Below are 19,480 nucleotides of genomic sequence, written 5' to 3'. Positions count from 1 at the left end.
GTCACTCAAGATTCAGTTATTCATAATTATTCCTTCATTCGCTCATCAATATAGGCCACTATCTCCTGCCATTGCTGTGGCTCAAACCAGGTATACTCATTCGGGTTCTTTCTAAACCAGGTTAGTTGGCGTTTAGCATAGCGGCGGCTGTTGCGCTTTAGCAGGCGCACTGCCTCCTCCCACTCATACTTATTCTCAAGGAAATCAAAAATCTCTTTGTAGCCTACGGTGTGCAGGGCGTTGTGCTCCCGGAGCGGATACAGTTCTCTTGCTTCTTCCAACAGGCCTTGCTGTAGCATCAGGTCCATGCGCTTATCTATACGTTGGTACAGCTCGCTTCTGTCGCGGGTAAGGCCAATTTTGATGATATTGAAAGGGCGCACCTGCTGCTCACTTCTGCGGAAGGAGGAGTACGGCAAACCACTTGAAACGCACACTTCCACTGCCCGTATGACCCGCTGCGGATTGCCTTTGTCTACCTGCGCAAAATAGATTGGGTCTAGTTCCTGCAGCTTGTCCAGCAGCGCTTGCAGCCCCTCCTCCTCATAAAGCCGGCTCGACTCTTCACGTACCGCGAGGTCTGTCTCAGGCATTTCGTCCATACCTTCTAGCACCGCACGCACGTAAAGCCCGGATCCCCCCGTCATGATAACAGCATCGTGCTGCTGGAAAAGCTGTTCCAGCAACGCCAGCACATCCTGCTCAAAAGCTCCGGCATTGTATTCTTCAGCTATGCTATGGGAATTCACAAAATGATGCGGCACGCCTTGTTGCTCCTCAACAGTAGGCTTGGCGGTTCCAATGTTCATCTCCCGGAAGAACTGCCGGGAATCAGCCGAAATGATCTCAGTCCCGTAATGCTTTGCCAACTGCACGCACAGGTCTGTTTTACCAACGGCCGTTGGCCCCACCACCACCACTAAATGTTTCTGCTTCTGTGTCATTGCCATTCTTCTTTCATGTGTGGGCATATATTCCACCTGCTAAGGTAGCAGTTCCTGCTTTGCTAGGTAAACCTGGCTGCTTCCCTTCATGTGCCTCCGGTGCCTGTCTGGTGCAAATACAGCCTGGGGATGAGGTGTATGAAGAGACCTAAAGCAGTTTTTTTATATGAACAAGCGCCTAAATTTAGCGAACGGAAGCATTTAGAGCAGTAAAATTATGTTTATATGCCGTAACAATAGCCTTAGAAACAAATTTTTACTAATTTATCGCTTATTTATAAGTGACGCGCGCATGCGGGTGCTGTTGAAAAAATCTCTTTATGTACTTTACTTTTAGCCGAAGATAGTATGCCCCTTTTATCTGACCAGGAAACAAGCGTCACCCCCGCCCATAATGCCAATGCCTTACTTCAGGTATTGGAGCAACTGACTGAGCCGTCGCATGGGTTAGCCATAGCCCGTACGGAGGGTATGGTGCTTGCCGTGAATGGGCAGGTCAACAACTTTGTGCCGGGCGCCTTAAACGGCAGCAGCACCGTAGCCAGCCTGCAGGATCTTTTATGCCTGACACAGGAGGAGTATGCCCTGATGGTAGAAAAAGTGATGCAGCAGCAGGTGATTTCTGGAGAATTACCCGACTACCTGGCGCCCGCCTGTGCTTATAAAACACGCCTGATGCATTTCCAGGAGGAGGCGTTCCTGTGTGTGGAACTGGCTTCAGTAACACAGCTTTCCGGGGTTGTGGAGCAGGATGATTATCACCATGTGTTTGATGCCAGCTCAGAGCCCCTCTTTCTTCTCAACAGCGAAGGGTGCTTTATTGATATAAACCAATCAACGCTTCAACTATTAAAACAGGACAAAGAAGCATTGATAGGAAAGACTGTATCCAACAGCTTCCAGTTAAACCTGTTTGAGCGTGTTGCCCTGAAAAAACAGATTCAGCTGGCACTGCAGGGCGGAAAGCAAAAGTTTGAATGGTGGCTCCACGAAAATGACAACGACCTGCTTCCTGTAGAGATAACGCTGCAGAAAGGGATATTCCAGCACCAGGAGGTATTGTATGGTGCTGTGAAAAACCTGAACGAGGTAATTGGCACGGAGCAGGACATTCGCTTCCGGAATCATCAGCTGGAGTTTGTGAACCAGCTGATTACCAACCTCTCCTCCTCCGATAGCCAGTATGAGGTATTGCATATCACTCTGAATGAGCTTCTGGAGAAGAGCGATGCGGCAGGGGGGTGCGTGTATAATTATATACCTGGTAGCGGGAAGGTAACGCTGTCTTATTCTGCCGGTGAAGTCGGCACTTACAGCATACCGGATGAACTTACGTTAGACCCGGAGTTTGTCAGCCAGCTGCTGACAAAAGACAAACCAAGGGCACTGGCACGGCTTCAGGAGCAGCTGAAAGCAACCATGTACCGCCAAACCACGCTGGTTCCAATTACAACTGAGAAAGAGCTACTGGCGCTTATCCTGGTGTGGTCGGCAGATCAGCACCGCATGACACAGTCTTTTGTGGCACTCCTCGATTTTATAGGTTCGGCTATTGGGCAGTACATCGCGCGCCACCAGTTGCAGCAGCAGCTCATCAACACGGAAGACAAGTACAGGCTCCTCTTCGAGTCGTCTTACGATGCCATTCTACTATTTAAAGACGGGGTGGTGGTAGAGTGTAACGAGAAAGCCATAGAGTTCTTCCGCTGCACACGAGAGGATCTTATCGGACACAGCCCCGCAGCGTTTTCGCCGGAACTGCAGCCAGATGGTTCTAATTCTGTACAGAAGGCGGAATACCTGATGCAGGAGGTGTTGGCAACTGGTAAGCCGATGACCTTTGAGTGGAAGAACCGCCGTAAAGACGGCACACTATTAGACGCGGAAATAAGCGTTAGCCGCCTCACCATTAACGGGGACCACTATATACAGGCATTTAAGCGGGACATTACGCAGCGCAAACAGGCCCAGATGGCCAAGCGGCGGGAAGAGGTACTGCGGGAGTCGATGGACCAGTTCCGTAACTTCCTGGACAAGGTTAACCTGATCTATTACAGCCTCGATACGAAAGGCAACATTGCATTTACCAATAACTACTTCCTGAAGTATGTAGAGTACACACAGGAGGAGCTGATTGGGAAAAGCTTTTTCGATATTCTGGTGCCGGATCATGAAAAGGCGCAACGGCTGGAGGACCACTATAACAGGCTGGAGACGAAGCAGCTGAGCTCCTACTACGAGCGCGACATCGTAACTAAGTCCGGGCAGTTGAAGACGCTGCGCTGGAACAGCATGTTCGAGTATAACCAGGAAGGCAAGGTGACGGGTGTGACCAGTGTCGGAAAGGACATGACGGACAAGCGTATTGCCATGGAAGCCCTGAAGGATAACAAAATCCGACTGCAGGACCTGTTTGATAACGCCCATGACCTTATCCAGAACATCTCCATCGATAACAAGTTTATCTTTGTAAATAAAGCCTGGAAAGACCGCCTCGGCTATACCGATCAGGACATTGAGTCGCTTACACTAAACGACATTGTACACCCTTACTACAAAGCAAAGCTCATTTACCAGCTGCGCAACCTTTACAAGGGCGAGAATGTGAACAAGATTGAGACGGTGTTCCTGACGAAAGCTGGTAAGCCCGTTCACCTCATCGGCAGTATTACCTGCAGCTGGCAGGACGGGCGGCCAGTGGCAACCCGCGCCATTCTGCACGATATTACGGACCGTATCAAAGCGGAGCGCCTGCAGAAAGTATATTATAGTATCGCCAACCTGGCCATCAGCAGCAAAGACCTTAACTCGCTTTATTCTGCCATTCACCGGGAGCTGAGCAAGATCATCGAAACCCGGAACATCAGCATTGCACTGGTAGAGAACGAGCAGAAGTACCTCAACTTTGTGTACCTCGTAGACCAGTACATCGATAAAGCAGTAAGGCCCAATTTAGGGCGGCCCTTTTCAACAGGCTTATCAGAGTACATCATTCAGACAGGCAAGCCGCTATACATGCAGAAGCAGGCGCTGCTGGATCTGGAGCAGCGTGAGAACCTGACCCTCTTCGGCGCCACGCCTGAGGTGATTCTGTGCTCGCCACTGGCCATCGGAGACCGCATCATCGGGGTGATTATGCTGCAGGACTACCAGAACCCGGAAGCGTATGTGCACACCGACATTGAGATTCTGCACTTTATCTCGAACCAGGTGGCCCTGGCCATCGAGCGGAAGCGAAACGAGGAGCAGATAAACAACCAGAACGCTAGGCTGAACGCCATCTTTGAAAGTGGTACGCACCACATGTGGTCGATGAACCGCAACTATGAGCTTACCTCCTTTAACCGGAACTTTGCAGAAAGCTTCGAAACCCGCAGTGGCCACGCCCTGCAGCCCTTCACCCGCATCGACGATAACACTATTGTAGCTGCGCATGAGAGCTCCTATGCTTTCTGGGAAGAAAAGTATAAAGAGGCCTTCAGGGGCTATCCACAACATTTTGAGGTATACATACAGCAAACCGGTATCTGGCGCGAAGTATACCTGAGCCCGATCTACCTGGCAGATGGTTCTTTCGAGGAAATATCCGGTATGGCCCTCGACATGACAGACAAGAAAATGGCGCAGCTGGCACTCTCAAACAACGAGAAGAAGTTCCGCCGCATTTTTGAGTCGTTCCAGGACGTTTACTACCGCAGCTCTTTAGAAGGTGTGATAGAACTGGTAAGCCCTTCGATTGCGCAGTTGCTGGGCTATACAGAAGAAGAAGTACTGCAAAAAAGACTCGTGAATTTCTTCAGCGACCTAAAGGACCTGGCCCGCTTACGACAGCGCGTAATGAAAGAGCAGAGCTTCCGCGACATGGAAGTAGAACTTATCTGCAAAGACGGAGAGCACAAGACAGTGCTTATTGACTCACGCCTTACGTATGATGAGAACGGCAAGCCTGCTGCCCTTGAAGGAGTGGCCCGCGACGTGTCAGAGCTCAAGCGTACGCAGAAGGCGCTGTTAAAGGCCAAAGAGGAGGCAGAGAACCTGTTGAAAGTGAAGACACAGTTCCTAGCCAACATGAGCCATGAGCTACGCACGCCAATGAACGGTATCATTGGCATGATTGACCTGCTCAACCAAGTGAACACCGACCCGGAGCAAAGCGAGTACATCGACACCCTGCGCAAGTCCTCCGATGCCCTGCTGGCCATTCTGAACGATATTCTGGACCTGAGCAAGATACAGGCCGGTAAGCTGGTAACCCATGAGAGTGGTGTAGACCTGCACGAGACGCTGGGCAAGATCCACTCGCTGTTCGTGAACAGGGCGCAGCAAAAAGACCTGACATTTACCTACAACATCACTCCTAATACCCCGCGCTTTATCTATACAGACGAAACACGCCTGATTCAGATTCTGTCAAATCTGACGTCAAATGCCATCAAGTTTACCAATGCGGGGACAGTGAGTATTAATGTGGATGCGGAAAAGCTCGACAAGGATAATTACAGGCTGCACGTGCGTGTGAAAGACTCAGGCATAGGTATTTCCCCGGAAGACCAGCAACTTCTATTCAGTGACTTTATGCAGCTCGACAACTCATCCACGAAGACATTCGGTGGCACGGGGCTGGGGCTGGCAATCTCAAAGCAGCTGACGCAATTGCTGGGCGGAGACATTGGAGTAGAGTCTGAAGGGCACGATGGCAGTGTGTTCTGGTTTGATATTAAAGTGCGCCAAGCTAGTGCGGCGGAGGTGAAGGAACACCAGGAGCGCCAGTTGCAGGACAATCCGGAGCCGCAGATCCTGCAACACCAGCCAACGGTACTGCTCGTGGATGATAACCAGATAAACCAGAAAGTGGCACAGAAGCTTCTGGAACGCCTTGGCTGCATCACAAATACTGCCTCAAATGGCTACGAAGCCATTGAACTGGCCATCAAAAACCAGTATGACATCATCTTCATGGACATTCAGATGCCGGAGATGGATGGAGTAACGGCCACCAACATCATCAAAGAAAAGCTGGGTAGAGCCTGCCCTCCTATTGTGGCCATGACAGCTTACTCGATGAAAGACGACGCTGAGAAGTTTATGGGCCAGGGCATGGACGATTATGTTTCGAAACCAGTGAAGGGTGCCGACCTGCATGCCATCATCGTGAAATGGGAGCAATATGGCAGGAATAACCCGCAGGAAGCCGAAGCACAGCACGATACTGCCTTAGAAGAAGTAGCTACACCTGAGTCGATTATAGATTTGGAGGTAGTAGAGCAGCTAAAACAGATAGGCGGAGACGATTTTGTGAACCAGCTCTACTCTGAGTTTGAAGAAGAGGCTGCCCTGCTGCTCGAAGAGGTCAAAAAAGACTTGGAGGTACAACATTACACGGGTATTTTAAGTACATTGCATCAACTAAAGGGTACCGGCTTCACGCTGGGGATTGTTTCGCTCGCTGAGCTTGCCAAACAACTAGAGCATGACATTAAACAAGACCATTTGGAGCATTTAGACGATAATATCTCCAGATTGCAATCTCATTACGAAAACTATCGCAAATATTATAAAGAAATTATACTCTGTTAGCACATGGCTGAAAGCAAGACTATTTTGATTGCTGAGGATAGCTCCGTTATCCTCAACCTGACGAAAAAGATTCTGGAACTCCAGAAGTACAAGATCCTGACTGCCAAAAACGGCGGTGAGGTAATCAAGCAGGTGGAAAACAACAAGATCGATGCGATTCTGATGGACCTGAACATACCCGTGAAGAGCGGAATGGACTGTACCCGCGAAATACGGGCACATGAAAACAAGGACATCGCCAACATTCCGATCATAGCTGTTACCGGCAACGCGAACAACTATAGCATGGAGGACTTTAAAGAGGCCGGCATCAATGATTACCTGCCAAAGCCGCTGGACTTTGATGCGCTGGTATTAACGGTAAAGAAGCATACGGCACAGTAAATGGAGCTAAAGTATACGCGGCCATTCTTAAACAAGCTGGAGGATATTTTTGCAGAGTCTGACTTTGTGCTGCGCTACGAAAAGGGAAACTTTAAAGCAGGATACTGTTTACTAAAGGACATGAAAGTGGCCGTGGTAAACAAATACTACAGTTTGGAGGGCAAAGTAAACTGCTTGTACGATATACTGCGTACTATTTCAGTAGATGAAAGCAGGCTGAGCGATAAGAACAGGCAGCTTTACCTCGAGATCCGCAACCAGTTAAACACTCCTTGAAAGTAACTTTACTAGGTACAGGCACCTCGCAGGGCGTTCCCGTTATCGGGTGCACCTGCAAGGTCTGCCGTTCTGTTGACTACCGCGACAAGCGGCTGCGCGTATCGGTGCACCTGCAGGTGGGCGATAAAAGTATTATCATCGACTCAGGCCCTGACTTTCGGGAACAGGTGCTGCGGGAGCGTATCAGGACATTGGATGCGCTGGTGTTTACGCATGAGCACAAAGACCACACCGCCGGCCTTGATGACATCCGCGCCTTTAACTTTATGCAGCAAAGAGATATGCCGCTGTATGCCGAGGAGCGCGTGCTGAAACAGTTGAAGCAGGAGTTCTCCTATATCTTCTCCGGGTTCAAGTACCCCGGTATTCCGCAGGTGCAACTGCACCAGATTGGCAACTATCCGTTTGAGGTGGAGGGTGTTCTTTTTACACCCATACAGGTGATGCATTACAAGCTACCTGTGTTCGGCTACCGCATCGGCGACTTCTCCTATATTACGGATGTAAATTACATTTCTGAAGAAGAAAAGGACAAGCTAAGAGGTTCTAAAGTAATTGTTCTGGATGCGTTGCGGATTGAAAAGCATATTTCCCATTTCTCCTTACAGGAGGCCGTGCAGCTACTGGAGGAACTGCAGCCAGAGCAGGCCTACCTGACGCACATCAGCCACCTGATGGGGCTCCACCGCGAGGTGGAGCAGCAACTGCCAGATTTCATCCGGTTGGGCTACGATGGCCTGCAGATAGAATTATAGGTGCACCAGAACTACTATTTCCTAAAACAACTGACACAGGCGCTGCGCCCGAAGCTAACCAGCATGCAGGCAGCCACGGCATTCAGCCAGAATAAAGACGAACTGGTGCTGGGGTTCACAAAGTCAAACCAGGAGCTTTACATCCGTGCCCTGCTCACCTCCCATTTCGCCTCACTCTCCTTCTCAACCGACTTCAAGAGAGCCCGTGCTAACACTGTTGAGCTGATGCAGCCATTGCAGGGGCAAACGGTGGAAGAGGTAGTACAGCACCTGAACGAGCGAAGCTTCTACCTGAGGCTTTCTGGAAACCTGCTGTTGCTGTTCAAGCTTTTTGGCAACCGGTCCAACATCATCCTGTACCAGAACTCAGAGCCACTGGAGTTGCTGCATAATAAATTTGAGACCGATGCAGACCTTGATCCACTGCAAATGGACCGCCCGCTGGCCCAGAACTTTGAGGCTTTTGCTGCTGCCCAGGGAGATATCCGCAAGATTTACCCTACTTTCGGCGACATACCTGCCGCGTACCTTGCAGAGCGTAACTACAGCGAGCAGACCCTGGAAGCACGGTGGGAACTGGTGCAAAGTATGCTCGAGGTACTGGAGGCACCGGAAGCTTATTACATTGTCCGGTTAGAGGGTAAGCTGCGCCTCTCTTTACTGGACATCGGTGAAGTCGTACATACATATACCGATCCGTTAGAGGCACTCAATAATTATACCCGCTTCTATTTGTCTGAAACAGGATTTGAGCGGCAGTACGAGCAGGCAAAACAGCAGTTAGACCGCAAACGCCAGGTAACACAAACTGTGCTGGAGAAATCAGAGCAAAAGCTGCAGGAGCTGCGCCACGACCGGTCTTATTCCCAGACGGCAGACGTACTAATGGCTAACCTGAGCAATATTCCACCACGCGCCACCGAGGTAGAGCTGTACGATTTTTACACGGACCAGCAGCGTCTGTACACGCTCAGGCAAAACGAAACACCACAAAAGCAGGCGGAGCGCCTGTACCGCAAGGCCAAAAACCAGCATGTGGAGGTAAAGCAGCTGGAGCAGAAAACAGAGCGGAAACTGGAAGAACTCATTGTGCTGGAAGATGCGCTGCAGGCACTGGCAGAAGTACAGGACAACAGGCAGCTCAAAAACTTCCTGCGCGACTACAGCCATTTACTCTCCACAAAGCAGCAGGAGCAGCAGGAAATCCCTTTCCGGGTGTTTGAGACAGAAGGATACAAAATACTGGTGGGCAAGAGCGCCAAGAACAACGATGAACTGACGCAGCGTCATTCGTACAAAGAAGATATCTGGCTGCACGCCAAAGACGTTTCCGGCTCACACGTCATCATAAAGCACCAGGCTGGTAAATCCATACCCACTACCGTGCTGGAGAAAGCCGCGCAACTGGCCGCCTATTACAGCAAGCGCAAAAATGACTCCCTCTGCCCTGTCATGTATACACCCAAGAAATGGGTGCGCAAGCCTAAAGGTGCCGCGCCCGGCGCTGTGGTCGTAGAAAGGGAAAAGGTACTTCTGGTAAAGCCGGAGAACCCTTTTACTCACCTTCCTGGTTGATTACCATTCTTGAAAGCTTGCCGCAGAACATCATAAACCATTCGTAAGCCAAGTGGCCCTTGCTGTGTCTTTTGAGCAGTAAGCTGTTAGTGAGAACGCGGCAACAGGCGTAAATAAAATAGATATGCAGACAGGAATGAGTATTAAACCAAAAAGCAGCCGAAGCTGCTTTTTGGTTTAACTGATGAGGGGCATCAGCTTTAGAAAGTGCGCGCGGGGAGATTCGAACTCCCCACCTAAAACCCTATTATACAAGCTTATAACCTATTCTTAGCTCTCTGGTCACTGACTAGTTCATTATCTGTTCTGTAGTGTGGTCTTTATATCTATAATGGTACAGTGTTATTCAATTAATTCTACTCATCCTGCTCTTACAAATGAAGCTTCACTACTACTTTTGTAACTCCCAGACTAACTCTTTATAACCTGTAGCTATTTTATGGTAAGATAGTTTCGCCTCGCTCAACATGTCTGCATAACTCCATACCTCTGCATCTTCCTTCTTACTGCATATCTGTATCTCAAGGTTATGTAGAGGAGCTATATATATAGGATATTCATACTCGTAAGTAACTAATACATACTTCTCAGGATGTAATTTGTTTAACTCTTCAATGTTCATGACTTACGAGGGTTTATCTGTAGATTTTTTACAGTTCCTATCTGACTATAACAATAACCTCTGAAGATTTGGACTCTGACACCAGCTAAGTTCCTGCTGTTTATGAAACAATTAAAGGTAGTGTCTTCATAGTTTACATGATTACTCACGACTGCTATTCGTCTGTAATCAGATGTTTTAGCTATTCATACATTATATAATAAAGGTAATACATCTGTTAATAGTTCTCCAAACAGGCAATTTGTTCTGCCATAATCTTGTCATAGACTGGTTTAGTAAAAATCTTCTCATCAGTTCTTGTGTCTATGACTTGAAAACCAGTAATAGAGTTCTTCAGGAATTCTCTTTGTTCTGAATTTAATATAAAGCTATACAATGTACTTCCATTCATAACTCTAGAGTTCCCAGCGTTCAGGTTAATTGATGTTCCATTCGCAGCTGTTATTGTGAGCCTTCTTGGAATCACTCTAGGCAACCACCTTCCATCTCCATCTGTTGTAACTTCTAGTACATAGTTCTTCTTCTCCTTACCAAGAACCAAAAACCTTACTGAAGCTGTTTGATAACCTTCTGTCAGGTCTCCATTATCCCTGATGCCTTTCTTCACTAGTATTCTTTCGAACCTGGAATAGTAGACAAGTATATCATCAGCTTTATCAACTCCAACACTACATTGAGAGAAAGCACTTATGGTTATAAATAGAAGAAGGCTGGTAAGGGAGAGTTTTAACTTCATAGTAGGACTTATTATATTATGTTTGAAAGCTAAATGATTACATCAGCAGGTTGTTTGGTCGTTATTAAACCCACAAATACTAGGTCTTGGCTCAGGAGTCATTTGAAAAACCATGTATATAACAGGTTATATCTCCATATGTCCATCACTGAAGACTATTCTGCTAACCTTGACGACAACTTCACCTGAGGTTTCCTCTTCACTATCAACTTTGAAGGATGTGCTGTAGGTGCTGTTTGGTTTTATATTAGCTTTGAATCGTTTATTAACCCCAGACATATTCTCAGCCTCTACCTCAAATGCCACCACTGTCTTATCAGTAGCGTTCTGTACCTTGAGATGAACAGTAGGTACAAAATCTGAATTGTATTTTGTCTCAGATTCAACAATGTTTAATAGACTGTTAAGGTAGTGTTTGTCATACTTGGATATTGTTGAAGGGATGTTACTATAGTCTACATCAGGATTACTGAAGCTATTCTCGTTAGCTATGTAGCTGTTAGTTACTTGCGATGGTTCATCTGCCTTAGAGGTACAGCTTGTTGTTATAGCTATAGTAACTGAGGTAAGTAGGATGAGTTGCTTGTTCATTTTGTTTATGATTATGGATAAATATAGTTAGTATATATTATATGTACCATATATGATGTAAAAATATATGGTGTAACAATATGTGTTTAATACTTTCAACTTTCGCTTATGAAGAGTGAAGCTGAGGTATTAAAATCAATTGGGGAAAGACTTAAAGAAATACGTATCCAGAAAGGGTATACCAGCTATGAGTCCTTTGCCTTAGACCATGATTTGGGAAGGATGCAATACTGGCGTTTGGAGAAAGGAGAGGCCAATCTGACCATAAGAACATTACTCAAGGTACTGACAATACATGGGATGACACTGCAGGAGTTCTTCTCTGAGGGGTTTTGATAGGTCACCTCTATTGAAAACCACATATAACAGCCTTAGCTTGGCTAGTATAATATAGGAGATATAATACCTGATGTTCCAGCAACAAGTAGGCTATTAATTTAGTCAAACAAGTGAAAATAGTAAAGAAAATACTTGATTATGTGGTGGAAAAACCCTTTCTTTGCAAGGTCTTTAGGCCTTAAAAAGTACCCCCCCCCTCCATCCTTGTTTTTTAGGTTAATTAATAACTCATCTTTTCTGACTTACTATCTGTACGTTAAAAGCAGTACCTTCTTTTCTGTGCCAATCCTGTAGTCTGTTCTCTGATAACCTTACACACAGTTCTTTTGAAACTATATAGTCTGTTCTTCGAGAACCTGATAGTCTAATCTGTAGGGAACTTTACTAACTGTTCCATCATAAGGAATTAAGTTATAGCAATAATACAGTAGGTTCTGTACTAATTAGCTGTACTAATTAACAGGGTGGTAAACGTGGTGGGAAAACCACATAGAAGGTTGTAATTAGGGTTCTATATCAGGTTACTTACTACAGGTAATTCAGCTATCCTTGTGGTATAGCAAGGTGATTTGTAGTCTGACCTGAGTATCCAATCCTTATTAACCCCCTGAGCAGCTACCATTACCTTACTTCTCCCAAATCTGTCTGTTAACCCATCCATAACCTTCATCAGCCTGCTATGCTTGTCTCTGTCTACTGTATCCAGTAAATCATACTGTATGTGGTTTTCAGGAATGATTTCAGTAACGATAACCCCACTCTTCTTGTAGAAATAGTTAGGTTTGTAAATGGCCTTAAGAGCTAGAGTAGCATAATGAATGAGTTCTATGTCTGAGTTAGTCGCTACAGGCATACAGATAGTCTTACTGTTGTAGTACTGCCTGTCGTTCTCAGAGTAGCGATTAGTCTGAACGAACACAGTAATAAGTCTGGCACAGCTCTTCTGACTCCTGAGTTTCTTAGCGCATCTAGCTGCATAGGATGCTGTAGCTTCCAGCACATCATCTAACTTAGTTAACTTGGTACCAAAGCTTCTGGAAGTGCAGATACCCTTCTTTGGTGGGGTTATCTCCTCCAGCTCCAAACACGACTCCCCCCTCAGCTCTTTCAGCAGTCTGACACCTACCACAGTCATATGTTTTCTAACCCAATTCTCTGAAGCGATGGAGAAGTCTAAAGCAGTGTGAATGTTATGCTTCTTCAGGAACGTAGCATATTGACTACCAACTCCCCATACATCCTCTATTTTAGTCGCTTCTAAGGCCTTCTGAATGTGGTAAGGTTCTGTTAATACAAGTACACCATTTGCTTTCTTTGACTTCTTAGCGAGCTTGTTAGCCACCTTTGCAAGGGCTTTTGTAGGTGCTACTCCCAAGCTTACAGGGATGCCAGTCCATTGTCCAACAGTTTTCTTGATGTTCCATGCATAGCTGAACAGGTCAATGTCGTAGAAGTCCCCCAGGTCCAGAAAGCATTCATCAATAGAGTAAACTTCTACGTGAGGTGTAAACTGCGAGAGCGTCTGCATAACTCTATCTGACATATCCCCATAGAGTACATAGTTGGAGGAGAAGGCATGCACATAGTTATGCTCTACTAGGTTCCTTATCTTGAAGAAGGGTTCTCCCATTTGAATACCTAGTGCCTTTGCCTCATTGCTCCTGGCGATAACACAGCCATCGTTGTTACTCAGCACCACTACTGCCTTACCATTTAAGGCTGGATTGAAAACCCTCTCACAGGATGCATAGAAGTTATTACAGTCCACAAGGCCAAACAGACTGGTCATATTAGCTTCACTGGCTTGTGCAGTATCCATACCACAACACCCCATACCCTCATGTCCATCTCTTCTGTTATCTCTATTGGTTTATATGCATGGTTAGCAGGATAGAGAAACACCTTGTTGTTGATTCTCCTAAAGGTCTTTACTGTAAAGTCGCTCTCTAGAAAACATACTACAGGGTTTCCATCAGATGGCTTCAGGGACTTGTCTATCACAAGTAGGTCACCATCATGGATGTTAGCGTCATGCATGGAGTTTCCTCTTACCCTCATCAAGAAGGTTGAGGTAGGGTTTTGTACAACATACTTATTCAAGTCTATCTTGTCCTCCAAGTAGTCATCTGCAGGAGATGGAAAACCAGCACTGATATAGGAGGCAAACAGTGGTAACTCAATGCTGTCTATCTCTTCAACTTCTATAATCTCTAAAGCATGGGAAGTAATGGGAATAACCTTTGCATCACACATAACAGCTATCATTATATTCTAAAACTAATATAGATAGCAAATACGAGTAAAGAAGTTGTAAATGCTAAATATTTTAGTTTTATTTTTAAACAGTGTTATCAACAATGACTTCGTAAGGTTCCAAATTGCTGTTAATGTAGGTGTGTGATAGTCCTTATGTATGTGGTTTTCTAAATCTGCAGTCACCTTCTTTTGGACTGGGTCAAGTGCTATCCTCTAATTTCAACTAAAGGTAGTTCATACCTGTCACCACCACAGCGAAAACAAACACCTTCTTGTATATGGCTATATTCAGGAAAACTACCTGTTCCATGACATTTAGGACAAGGCTCCATACCTGCTGCTAAGCTCTCTTCGTCTTCTTCCAAAACATATACCTTGTATTCTTGATGAAATTCCCAATGACACCAGTTACAGAGTGTTACTAGGTAATTGTTGCTGTATTCCCATGGAAGCCTATTACGAATATAGCACACATGGTGCACCTGCATATGATAATGCTTGGGAGCAATCTCAAAATCCAACGTATCACCCTCTTCATAGGTACCATCCTCTTGCTTTACCCACACATCTTCAAGATATTTGGGCCAGAAGTGCCAAGTCTCGTGACGCTTTTCGTCAAATTCACTCATTGTCTCACCCTTACCACAATTGGTGCAACAATGATGGTCACGCCTAGTAATCACACTTCTCTTCTCATTCCACTCAATAGTTGTTAATAGTTTTGAATAAGGAATACGCTGACCTTGCATTTCTTTACAGAGTTCTTTGAATGATATCATTTTGATTATCTGACGTAGGATAAATTTATGGAGTAGTTATGGCTTAGTATTTATTCATTGTCAAATGTGTCATCCTCTTTGATTAAACCTAGCATCAATAGCTCTGTCCTTAATTCTTGCAAGCTGCTCTCTGCTCTTTCTAACTCTGCTTTGCTTTCTCTCCATCTCGCTGATGTCTGCTTCCATTCTTTTGACTTCGTCTGCTTCTCGCTCAATGGTCTCTCTTTCCCTCTGTCGTAACTCTTGCTCTTGCTTGATAAGGTGTTCAAATTGCTTCTCCTGCTGCTCAATCTGCTTCTCCTGCTTCTCAATTCTTCGCTCTTCCTCTGATAGGCTGCTCTGATAAGCAACAGCTCCTCTCTTATCTGATTGAACTCGCTCTTTATCTTTTCTAACTCTTTCAATTGTGGCGTTACACTCTCTAAGTTCTGTAATTCTTCCAACAAGCTCAGCTCTTCTTCCTTCATAATGTCTATAAATAACACCTTCTTCTTCTCGAATTCTTTGCTGCTCACTGATAAGTCTGTCTCTCTTGTCGTAATATCTTTTTTCCAAGCCTCTATAGTCCCTTTCCTCTGCTTCTGCCTCTTTTGCAAGTCGTGTCTCTGCTGGTTCAAGTTCTTTAACCTTTTGTTGCTCTCGTTCAAGGAGTCGTAATACTGTTTTTTCAGCTTCTGCTCTTGCTCTGTTATTACGTTCTGCCAGTTCTTCTCTAACTCTTTCTGTATTTCTCTTAACTCTTGATAGGTTTTCTTCAATTGCTCGTTTTCCTTCTGTAAAGTCGCTGCTTGCCATAAACTTTTTAATTCCTCGTATGCACTCTCTAATCCTGAACGTGCGGCACTGAACCGTTTCCCCTCTAGGAATGTCTCCTGGTTCTCTATCAAGGTTAGCACTTGACTTACCAGTAAGGTGGGTGGTTGGATTGAACTTGGTTGTTGCTTGCTCATTACTATAAAGCCATTTGGTGTTATGGGATGATATTAAGTTCTTCTCAATTTCTTGGGCATTAGCTGCCTTAGGAATCAACACTTCGATAGCGTTTATTCCTAAATGCATGAGCTTCAATCTCTTTTCCTCATCTGTCCTGTGAGTAGCGCAAAGCTCTATAATCAATATTGGCTGGCTCTGTTCATCTAGAAAGAGGATATCTGGTTTTACCAGCAGATGCCTTCTGCCTCCCATATCGTCAAAGCTCTTCTCAATCCTAACTTGACCATACTCGTCTTCATAAATGTACCTCTCTATAGCTACTGAACTTGCTCTTACTATCTGAGGAGGAGCTATTGTGACACTTCCTCCACCATACTCCTTTGGCACAGCAATGGACACTTTGGGAACCTTTATCTCTTTCAGCCTCTGTAGAATCTCCTTTGCAATTTTGTGTCTGTATGTTTCATCAGACCAAGTACATTCCTGACTCTTATCAATATCGTTAGGATGATGCTTGAAGTGAGGCTGCCTTTTACCAAAATAAGGAATCATTGCTGAGTTACAGCCTATACAATAGAAACCCTTAGCACCAGTATGGGCCAAAGTAATATGCAGAACCTCTCCTGTGTTATACTTAGCAAACTCAAATACTACTTCCTGTTTCTTCCCCATCGAATTGTTCTATACAAAGCAAATTGTTGATTATGATTTGAGTCCCTGAAGAAACAAACCTGAAGTATTCCTATTTATGATATATTCAAATTTATTATATATATCTACAAATATATAATAAATCTTATGCTGTATTATAAAACCTTGTAGATTGCAATTCTGTGGATTATCTTAAACACTTTACAACAGTTGCTGCAAATGAAAGAAGCGTGTGGACGTAGATTTAAGTTAAATATTGACAGCGTCTCTGTAGATACATTAATGGTTAGCCATTTTAAGCTATACAAACATTATCATGTTCACCTTATTTCAGAAGCATTGTTGCTTCGCTGAGGAAAGCAATCTACATCATAAACTATGGATTTAGGAAACTTAAAAACTATAGCCCCGCGCCAAAAGTGGAACAGCGAAGCTAGAGACTTCACCCCATGGCTTGCTAGTAATATCGAGAGTTTAAGTAAAGCCATAGGGCTTGAACTGGAAGTGGAAAATACAGAGGTTGCTTGTGGTCCATATTCTGCAGATATATTGGCAAAGGATACTGGAACTGGTAAGTATGTTGTTATTGAAAACCAGCTCGAAAAGACGAACCACGACCACTTAGGTAAAGCTATTACTTATTCCTCTGTGCTTGATGCTTCAACAGTAATATGGATTGCAACTGATTTTACCCAAGAGCATACAAAGGCTCTGGATTGGTTAAATGACCATACAACAGACGAAATCTCATTTTATGGGGTGCAGGTAGAGCTGTGGCAAATTGATGATAGCAAAGCTGCTCTGAGATTTAATATTGTTAGTAAGCCTAATGAGGCTGTGAGGCAAGCCGCTAAATCCAAAGGAAATGATGAATTGTCTGAAAGTAGGCTATTTCAACTTGATTTCTGGACTAAATTCAAGGATAAACTAGCGAAGACAAAAAAGATACCTTCGCTACAAACTCCACGTCCTCAGTATTGGTTCGACGTTACATTAGGTAAGTCGCATGTTCATCTGTCAAATACCTGTAATACAGATGCTAATAATGTTGGCATACGAGTCTATATAGGCAATAAGAAAGCTGGGATGCTTCCATACCTTGAGAGCAGGAAAGTTGAAATAGAGAGTGCAATAGGCCAAACATTAAGCTGGAATCCTAATCCAACAAATCGAGACAAAATCATAGCCTTAACTCATTCTACTGACTTCAATAACCCTCAGAAAGTTGAAGAGGCATTGGAATGGCTGGTTAAGTATACAATTAAGTTTAGGGAAGTATTTGGAAAGGTTATAGCTGAAGCGCCATAGTTTGATGGTTATCTCTTATTTGCAGGTTATAACATCGCAATAATAACTGTTGTTTGTTTTCTGCTGCTCTTACTCAATGCTATTTCTATTAACTTATAGCGAATTGATAACTTCAGGCACATTGTTGAGAGGAGAGTTAACTAAAGGTGAGACAGGATAAGTCTTCATATTATCAGCTTCAAAAGGCTTTAGAAGAGATAGTAGGTCCTCTTGCGTTTCATGCTCATCCAGCCACAGTTTCTCAGCCTCTGGCGACAGTATTACAGGCATTCTGTCATGAATAGGCTTCACTAAATTATTAGCATCAGTTGTAATGATAGCGTAGGTATGCAATACTTCACCTGTATTCCTATCCAACCATTCATCCCATAGACCAGCAAAAGAGAAGAGCTCATCATTTTTTAACAGAATTCTATGTGGTACCTTCCCCTGAGGTGTAGCCATCCATTCATAAAACCCATCAGCAGGTACTAAGCATCTCTTAGACTTGAGCAGGTTCCTGAAGGTTGGTTTCTCTGTCAAAGTCTCAGCTCTTGCATTGATAGAACGCTTTATTGACTTCACATCCTTAGCCCAGAATGGTTGTAAACCCCAGGAGAAGAACTGAATCTCATTAGGCTGCTTGTTGGTGACAACAGGGAGAGCTTGAGAAGGAGCTGCATTATAGTGTGCATCCTTCAGGTGGTTTTCCAACAGCTTTGAAACACGTGAGTTGCCCTTAGCTTTGGGAATGACTGAATATCTTCCACACATAAACTTATTGATAAGGTCTGATGTTGGTTCGTCTAAAGTTATACATACTCGTGTAATCACATGAGGTTTAGGCCTGACAACTCTGAATGAAGAACCTTATACTACCTCTCTTAATCTCCCTCTGTAGTTTTGTATCACAGGCATAGATACTCCCAGTAGAACAAGCTACTGATACTGCATCCCAAGGTGTTAGAAAACCCTCTCAAGAGGTTTATATATGTAAGGGAGGCTCAGCTTAAGCCTACCACAGGATTGAAAGTTGCGAAGGATTGCAGTACTGTACACGCACAGTAGTAGCAGTTACAAAGAAGGAAGCAGAAGGGGATTATAAGAGGAAGCCTTGTAAGAGATGTCATCAAACTTACAAAACGCCATATGATGCTAAGCTCTAGGCCTTAACCATTGCTCAATGAGTTTTGGGCAGGAGAGCTCAGCATCTCTAATCTGTGGACTAAGTAATCTTGTGCTTATTATTACTGTGTTCTTGTAACTGTATGATTGCCATAAGTGGCATCATGTTGTTCACCTACATTTAGAGAAGCAATAGCTTCAATCTCTTTTGGGTCATACCCATTATTATCTGAGAAGAAGTCTTCAGATACTTCTTCTGTTTTTGAGTCATAGGAGTTCATGGCATGTTTATCCCAGTCTCCCCACTTACATAGATATGTTTTACTCATCTTATTTAATAGTTTTAAATTTTAATAGTTATCAACTTGACGCTAACAAAGGTTGGTGTGTAACGACTTTACCTTCAGCAGTTAGCTCTATTAGTAGCTTTCATCAAAGTACTCTTCTCCATCTATGAAGAACCTGAGTAACTGACCTCTCACATCCATATTAAAATGTACTGTCGCCTGTACATAAGCATTTCTTATAGAATTAGCTTCTACAAAGAACTCCTCCTGCTTCATAGGATATAATTCTCCTGTGAAAGGGTCTGCCCCAGGTTCTCTGATGATGTTGATTTTGTATGCTTTCAAAGTATCATTCGTTTA

General features: G+C 44.6%; 18 protein-coding genes. 7 read left to right on the top strand and 11 right to left on the bottom strand.

From position 1 onward, the window contains the following. Positions 1-26 precede the first annotated feature (26 nt). Positions 27-944, bottom strand: a complete 918-nt coding sequence (gene miaA, locus ACFS7Z_RS22390) for a tRNA (adenosine(37)-N6)-dimethylallyltransferase MiaA (RefSeq protein ID WP_377489944.1) — start codon at positions 942-944, stop codon at positions 27-29. A gap of 348 nt (positions 945-1,292) precedes the next feature. Here miaA and ACFS7Z_RS22385 point away from each other — a divergent pair, with 348 nt between their 5' ends. From ACFS7Z_RS22385 to ACFS7Z_RS22365, 5 genes are read left to right on the top strand one after another with little or no spacing between them, the layout of a single operon-like run. Next, positions 1,293-6,521, top strand: a complete 5,229-nt coding sequence (locus ACFS7Z_RS22385) for a PAS domain S-box protein (RefSeq protein ID WP_377489843.1) — start codon at positions 1,293-1,295, stop codon at positions 6,519-6,521. 3 nt (positions 6,522-6,524) lie between these two features. Continuing rightward, on the top strand, positions 6,525-6,905 hold the full coding sequence (locus ACFS7Z_RS22380) for a response regulator (RefSeq protein ID WP_377489840.1): 381 nt from the start codon (positions 6,525-6,527) through the stop codon (positions 6,903-6,905). Continuing rightward, positions 6,906-7,181: a hypothetical protein gene (locus ACFS7Z_RS22375; RefSeq protein ID WP_377489837.1), complete on the top strand. Its 276-nt coding sequence runs from the start codon at positions 6,906-6,908 to the stop codon at positions 7,179-7,181. Next, the gene (locus tag ACFS7Z_RS22370; protein WP_377489834.1) at positions 7,178-7,939 is read left to right on the top strand and encodes an MBL fold metallo-hydrolase; all 762 of its coding nucleotides are present in this window, start codon (positions 7,178-7,180) and stop codon (positions 7,937-7,939) included. The genes ACFS7Z_RS22375 and ACFS7Z_RS22370 overlap by 4 nt, the downstream gene beginning before the upstream one ends. Further along, the gene (locus tag ACFS7Z_RS22365; protein WP_377489831.1) at positions 7,940-9,514 is read left to right on the top strand and encodes an NFACT RNA binding domain-containing protein; all 1,575 of its coding nucleotides are present in this window, start codon (positions 7,940-7,942) and stop codon (positions 9,512-9,514) included. It abuts the gene before it with no gap. A 391-nt stretch (positions 9,515-9,905) separates the two neighbouring features. Here the strand turns inward: ACFS7Z_RS22365 and ACFS7Z_RS22360 are convergent, their stop codons facing one another. The 3 genes from ACFS7Z_RS22360 to ACFS7Z_RS22350 form a co-directional block, all read right to left on the bottom strand. Beyond that, positions 9,906-10,136 carry a hypothetical protein gene (locus ACFS7Z_RS22360; protein WP_377489828.1) on the bottom strand — a complete coding sequence of 77 codons (231 nt, stop codon included), beginning with the start codon at positions 10,134-10,136 and terminating at the stop codon, positions 9,906-9,908. Positions 10,137-10,353: 217 nt separating this feature from the next. Continuing rightward, positions 10,354-10,872, bottom strand: a complete 519-nt coding sequence (locus tag ACFS7Z_RS22355; RefSeq protein WP_377489825.1) for a hypothetical protein — start codon at positions 10,870-10,872, stop codon at positions 10,354-10,356. A gap of 126 nt (positions 10,873-10,998) precedes the next feature. After that, on the bottom strand, positions 10,999-11,463 hold the full coding sequence (locus ACFS7Z_RS22350) for a hypothetical protein (RefSeq protein ID WP_377489822.1): 465 nt from the start codon (positions 11,461-11,463) through the stop codon (positions 10,999-11,001). Between the two features lie 108 nt (positions 11,464-11,571). On the opposite strand from ACFS7Z_RS22350, the gene ACFS7Z_RS22345 reads away from it, so the two are divergent. Next, positions 11,572-11,799, top strand: coding sequence for a helix-turn-helix domain-containing protein (locus ACFS7Z_RS22345; protein WP_377489819.1), 228 nt, complete (start codon positions 11,572-11,574; stop codon positions 11,797-11,799). A gap of 514 nt (positions 11,800-12,313) precedes the next feature. Here ACFS7Z_RS22345 and ACFS7Z_RS22340 read toward each other — a convergent pair. The 4 genes from ACFS7Z_RS22340 to ACFS7Z_RS22325 all read right to left on the bottom strand — a co-directional run bounded on the left by ACFS7Z_RS22340 (position 12,314) and on the right by ACFS7Z_RS22325 (position 16,442). Continuing rightward, a complete protein-coding gene (locus ACFS7Z_RS22340) occupies positions 12,314-13,621 on the bottom strand; it encodes a Y-family DNA polymerase (RefSeq protein ID WP_377489816.1) in 1,308 nt (435 codons plus the stop codon). Then, positions 13,588-14,067 carry a LexA family protein gene (locus tag ACFS7Z_RS22335; protein ID WP_377489813.1) on the bottom strand — a complete coding sequence of 160 codons (480 nt, stop codon included), beginning with the start codon at positions 14,065-14,067 and terminating at the stop codon, positions 13,588-13,590. The genes ACFS7Z_RS22340 and ACFS7Z_RS22335 overlap by 34 nt, the downstream gene beginning before the upstream one ends. Before the next feature lie 197 nt (positions 14,068-14,264). Next, positions 14,265-14,837, bottom strand: coding sequence for a hypothetical protein (locus ACFS7Z_RS22330; RefSeq protein WP_377489810.1), 573 nt, complete (start codon positions 14,835-14,837; stop codon positions 14,265-14,267). 69 nt (positions 14,838-14,906) lie between these two features. Continuing rightward, on the bottom strand, positions 14,907-16,442 hold the full coding sequence (locus ACFS7Z_RS22325; RefSeq protein WP_377489807.1) for a hypothetical protein: 1,536 nt from the start codon (positions 16,440-16,442) through the stop codon (positions 14,907-14,909). Between the two features lie 357 nt (positions 16,443-16,799). Here ACFS7Z_RS22325 and ACFS7Z_RS22320 point away from each other — a divergent pair, with 357 nt between their 5' ends. Continuing rightward, a complete protein-coding gene (locus ACFS7Z_RS22320) occupies positions 16,800-17,729 on the top strand; it encodes a DUF4268 domain-containing protein (protein WP_377489804.1) in 930 nt (309 codons plus the stop codon). Positions 17,730-17,822: 93 nt separating this feature from the next. On the opposite strand, the gene ACFS7Z_RS22315 is transcribed toward ACFS7Z_RS22320, so the two are convergent. The 3 genes from ACFS7Z_RS22315 to ACFS7Z_RS22305 all read right to left on the bottom strand — a co-directional run bounded on the left by ACFS7Z_RS22315 (position 17,823) and on the right by ACFS7Z_RS22305 (position 19,465). Then, entirely contained in the window at positions 17,823-18,482 is a 660-nt protein-coding gene (locus ACFS7Z_RS22315) for an SOS response-associated peptidase (RefSeq protein WP_377489801.1), read from the bottom strand. 473 nt (positions 18,483-18,955) lie between these two features. After that, on the bottom strand, positions 18,956-19,162 hold the full coding sequence (locus ACFS7Z_RS22310; protein WP_377489798.1) for a hypothetical protein: 207 nt from the start codon (positions 19,160-19,162) through the stop codon (positions 18,956-18,958). Between the two features lie 90 nt (positions 19,163-19,252). Continuing rightward, on the bottom strand, positions 19,253-19,465 hold the full coding sequence (locus tag ACFS7Z_RS22305; RefSeq protein WP_377489795.1) for a hypothetical protein: 213 nt from the start codon (positions 19,463-19,465) through the stop codon (positions 19,253-19,255). Between the last annotated feature and the right edge of the window lie 15 nt (positions 19,466-19,480).

It is taken from the genome of Pontibacter toksunensis, from assembly GCF_042686245.1.
In the GTDB taxonomy this organism is placed as follows: domain Bacteria; phylum Bacteroidota; class Bacteroidia; order Cytophagales; family Hymenobacteraceae; genus Pontibacter; species Pontibacter toksunensis.
The sequence above is the reverse complement of the archived record's forward strand: the minus strand, read 5'-3'. Positions and strand labels throughout refer to the sequence as shown.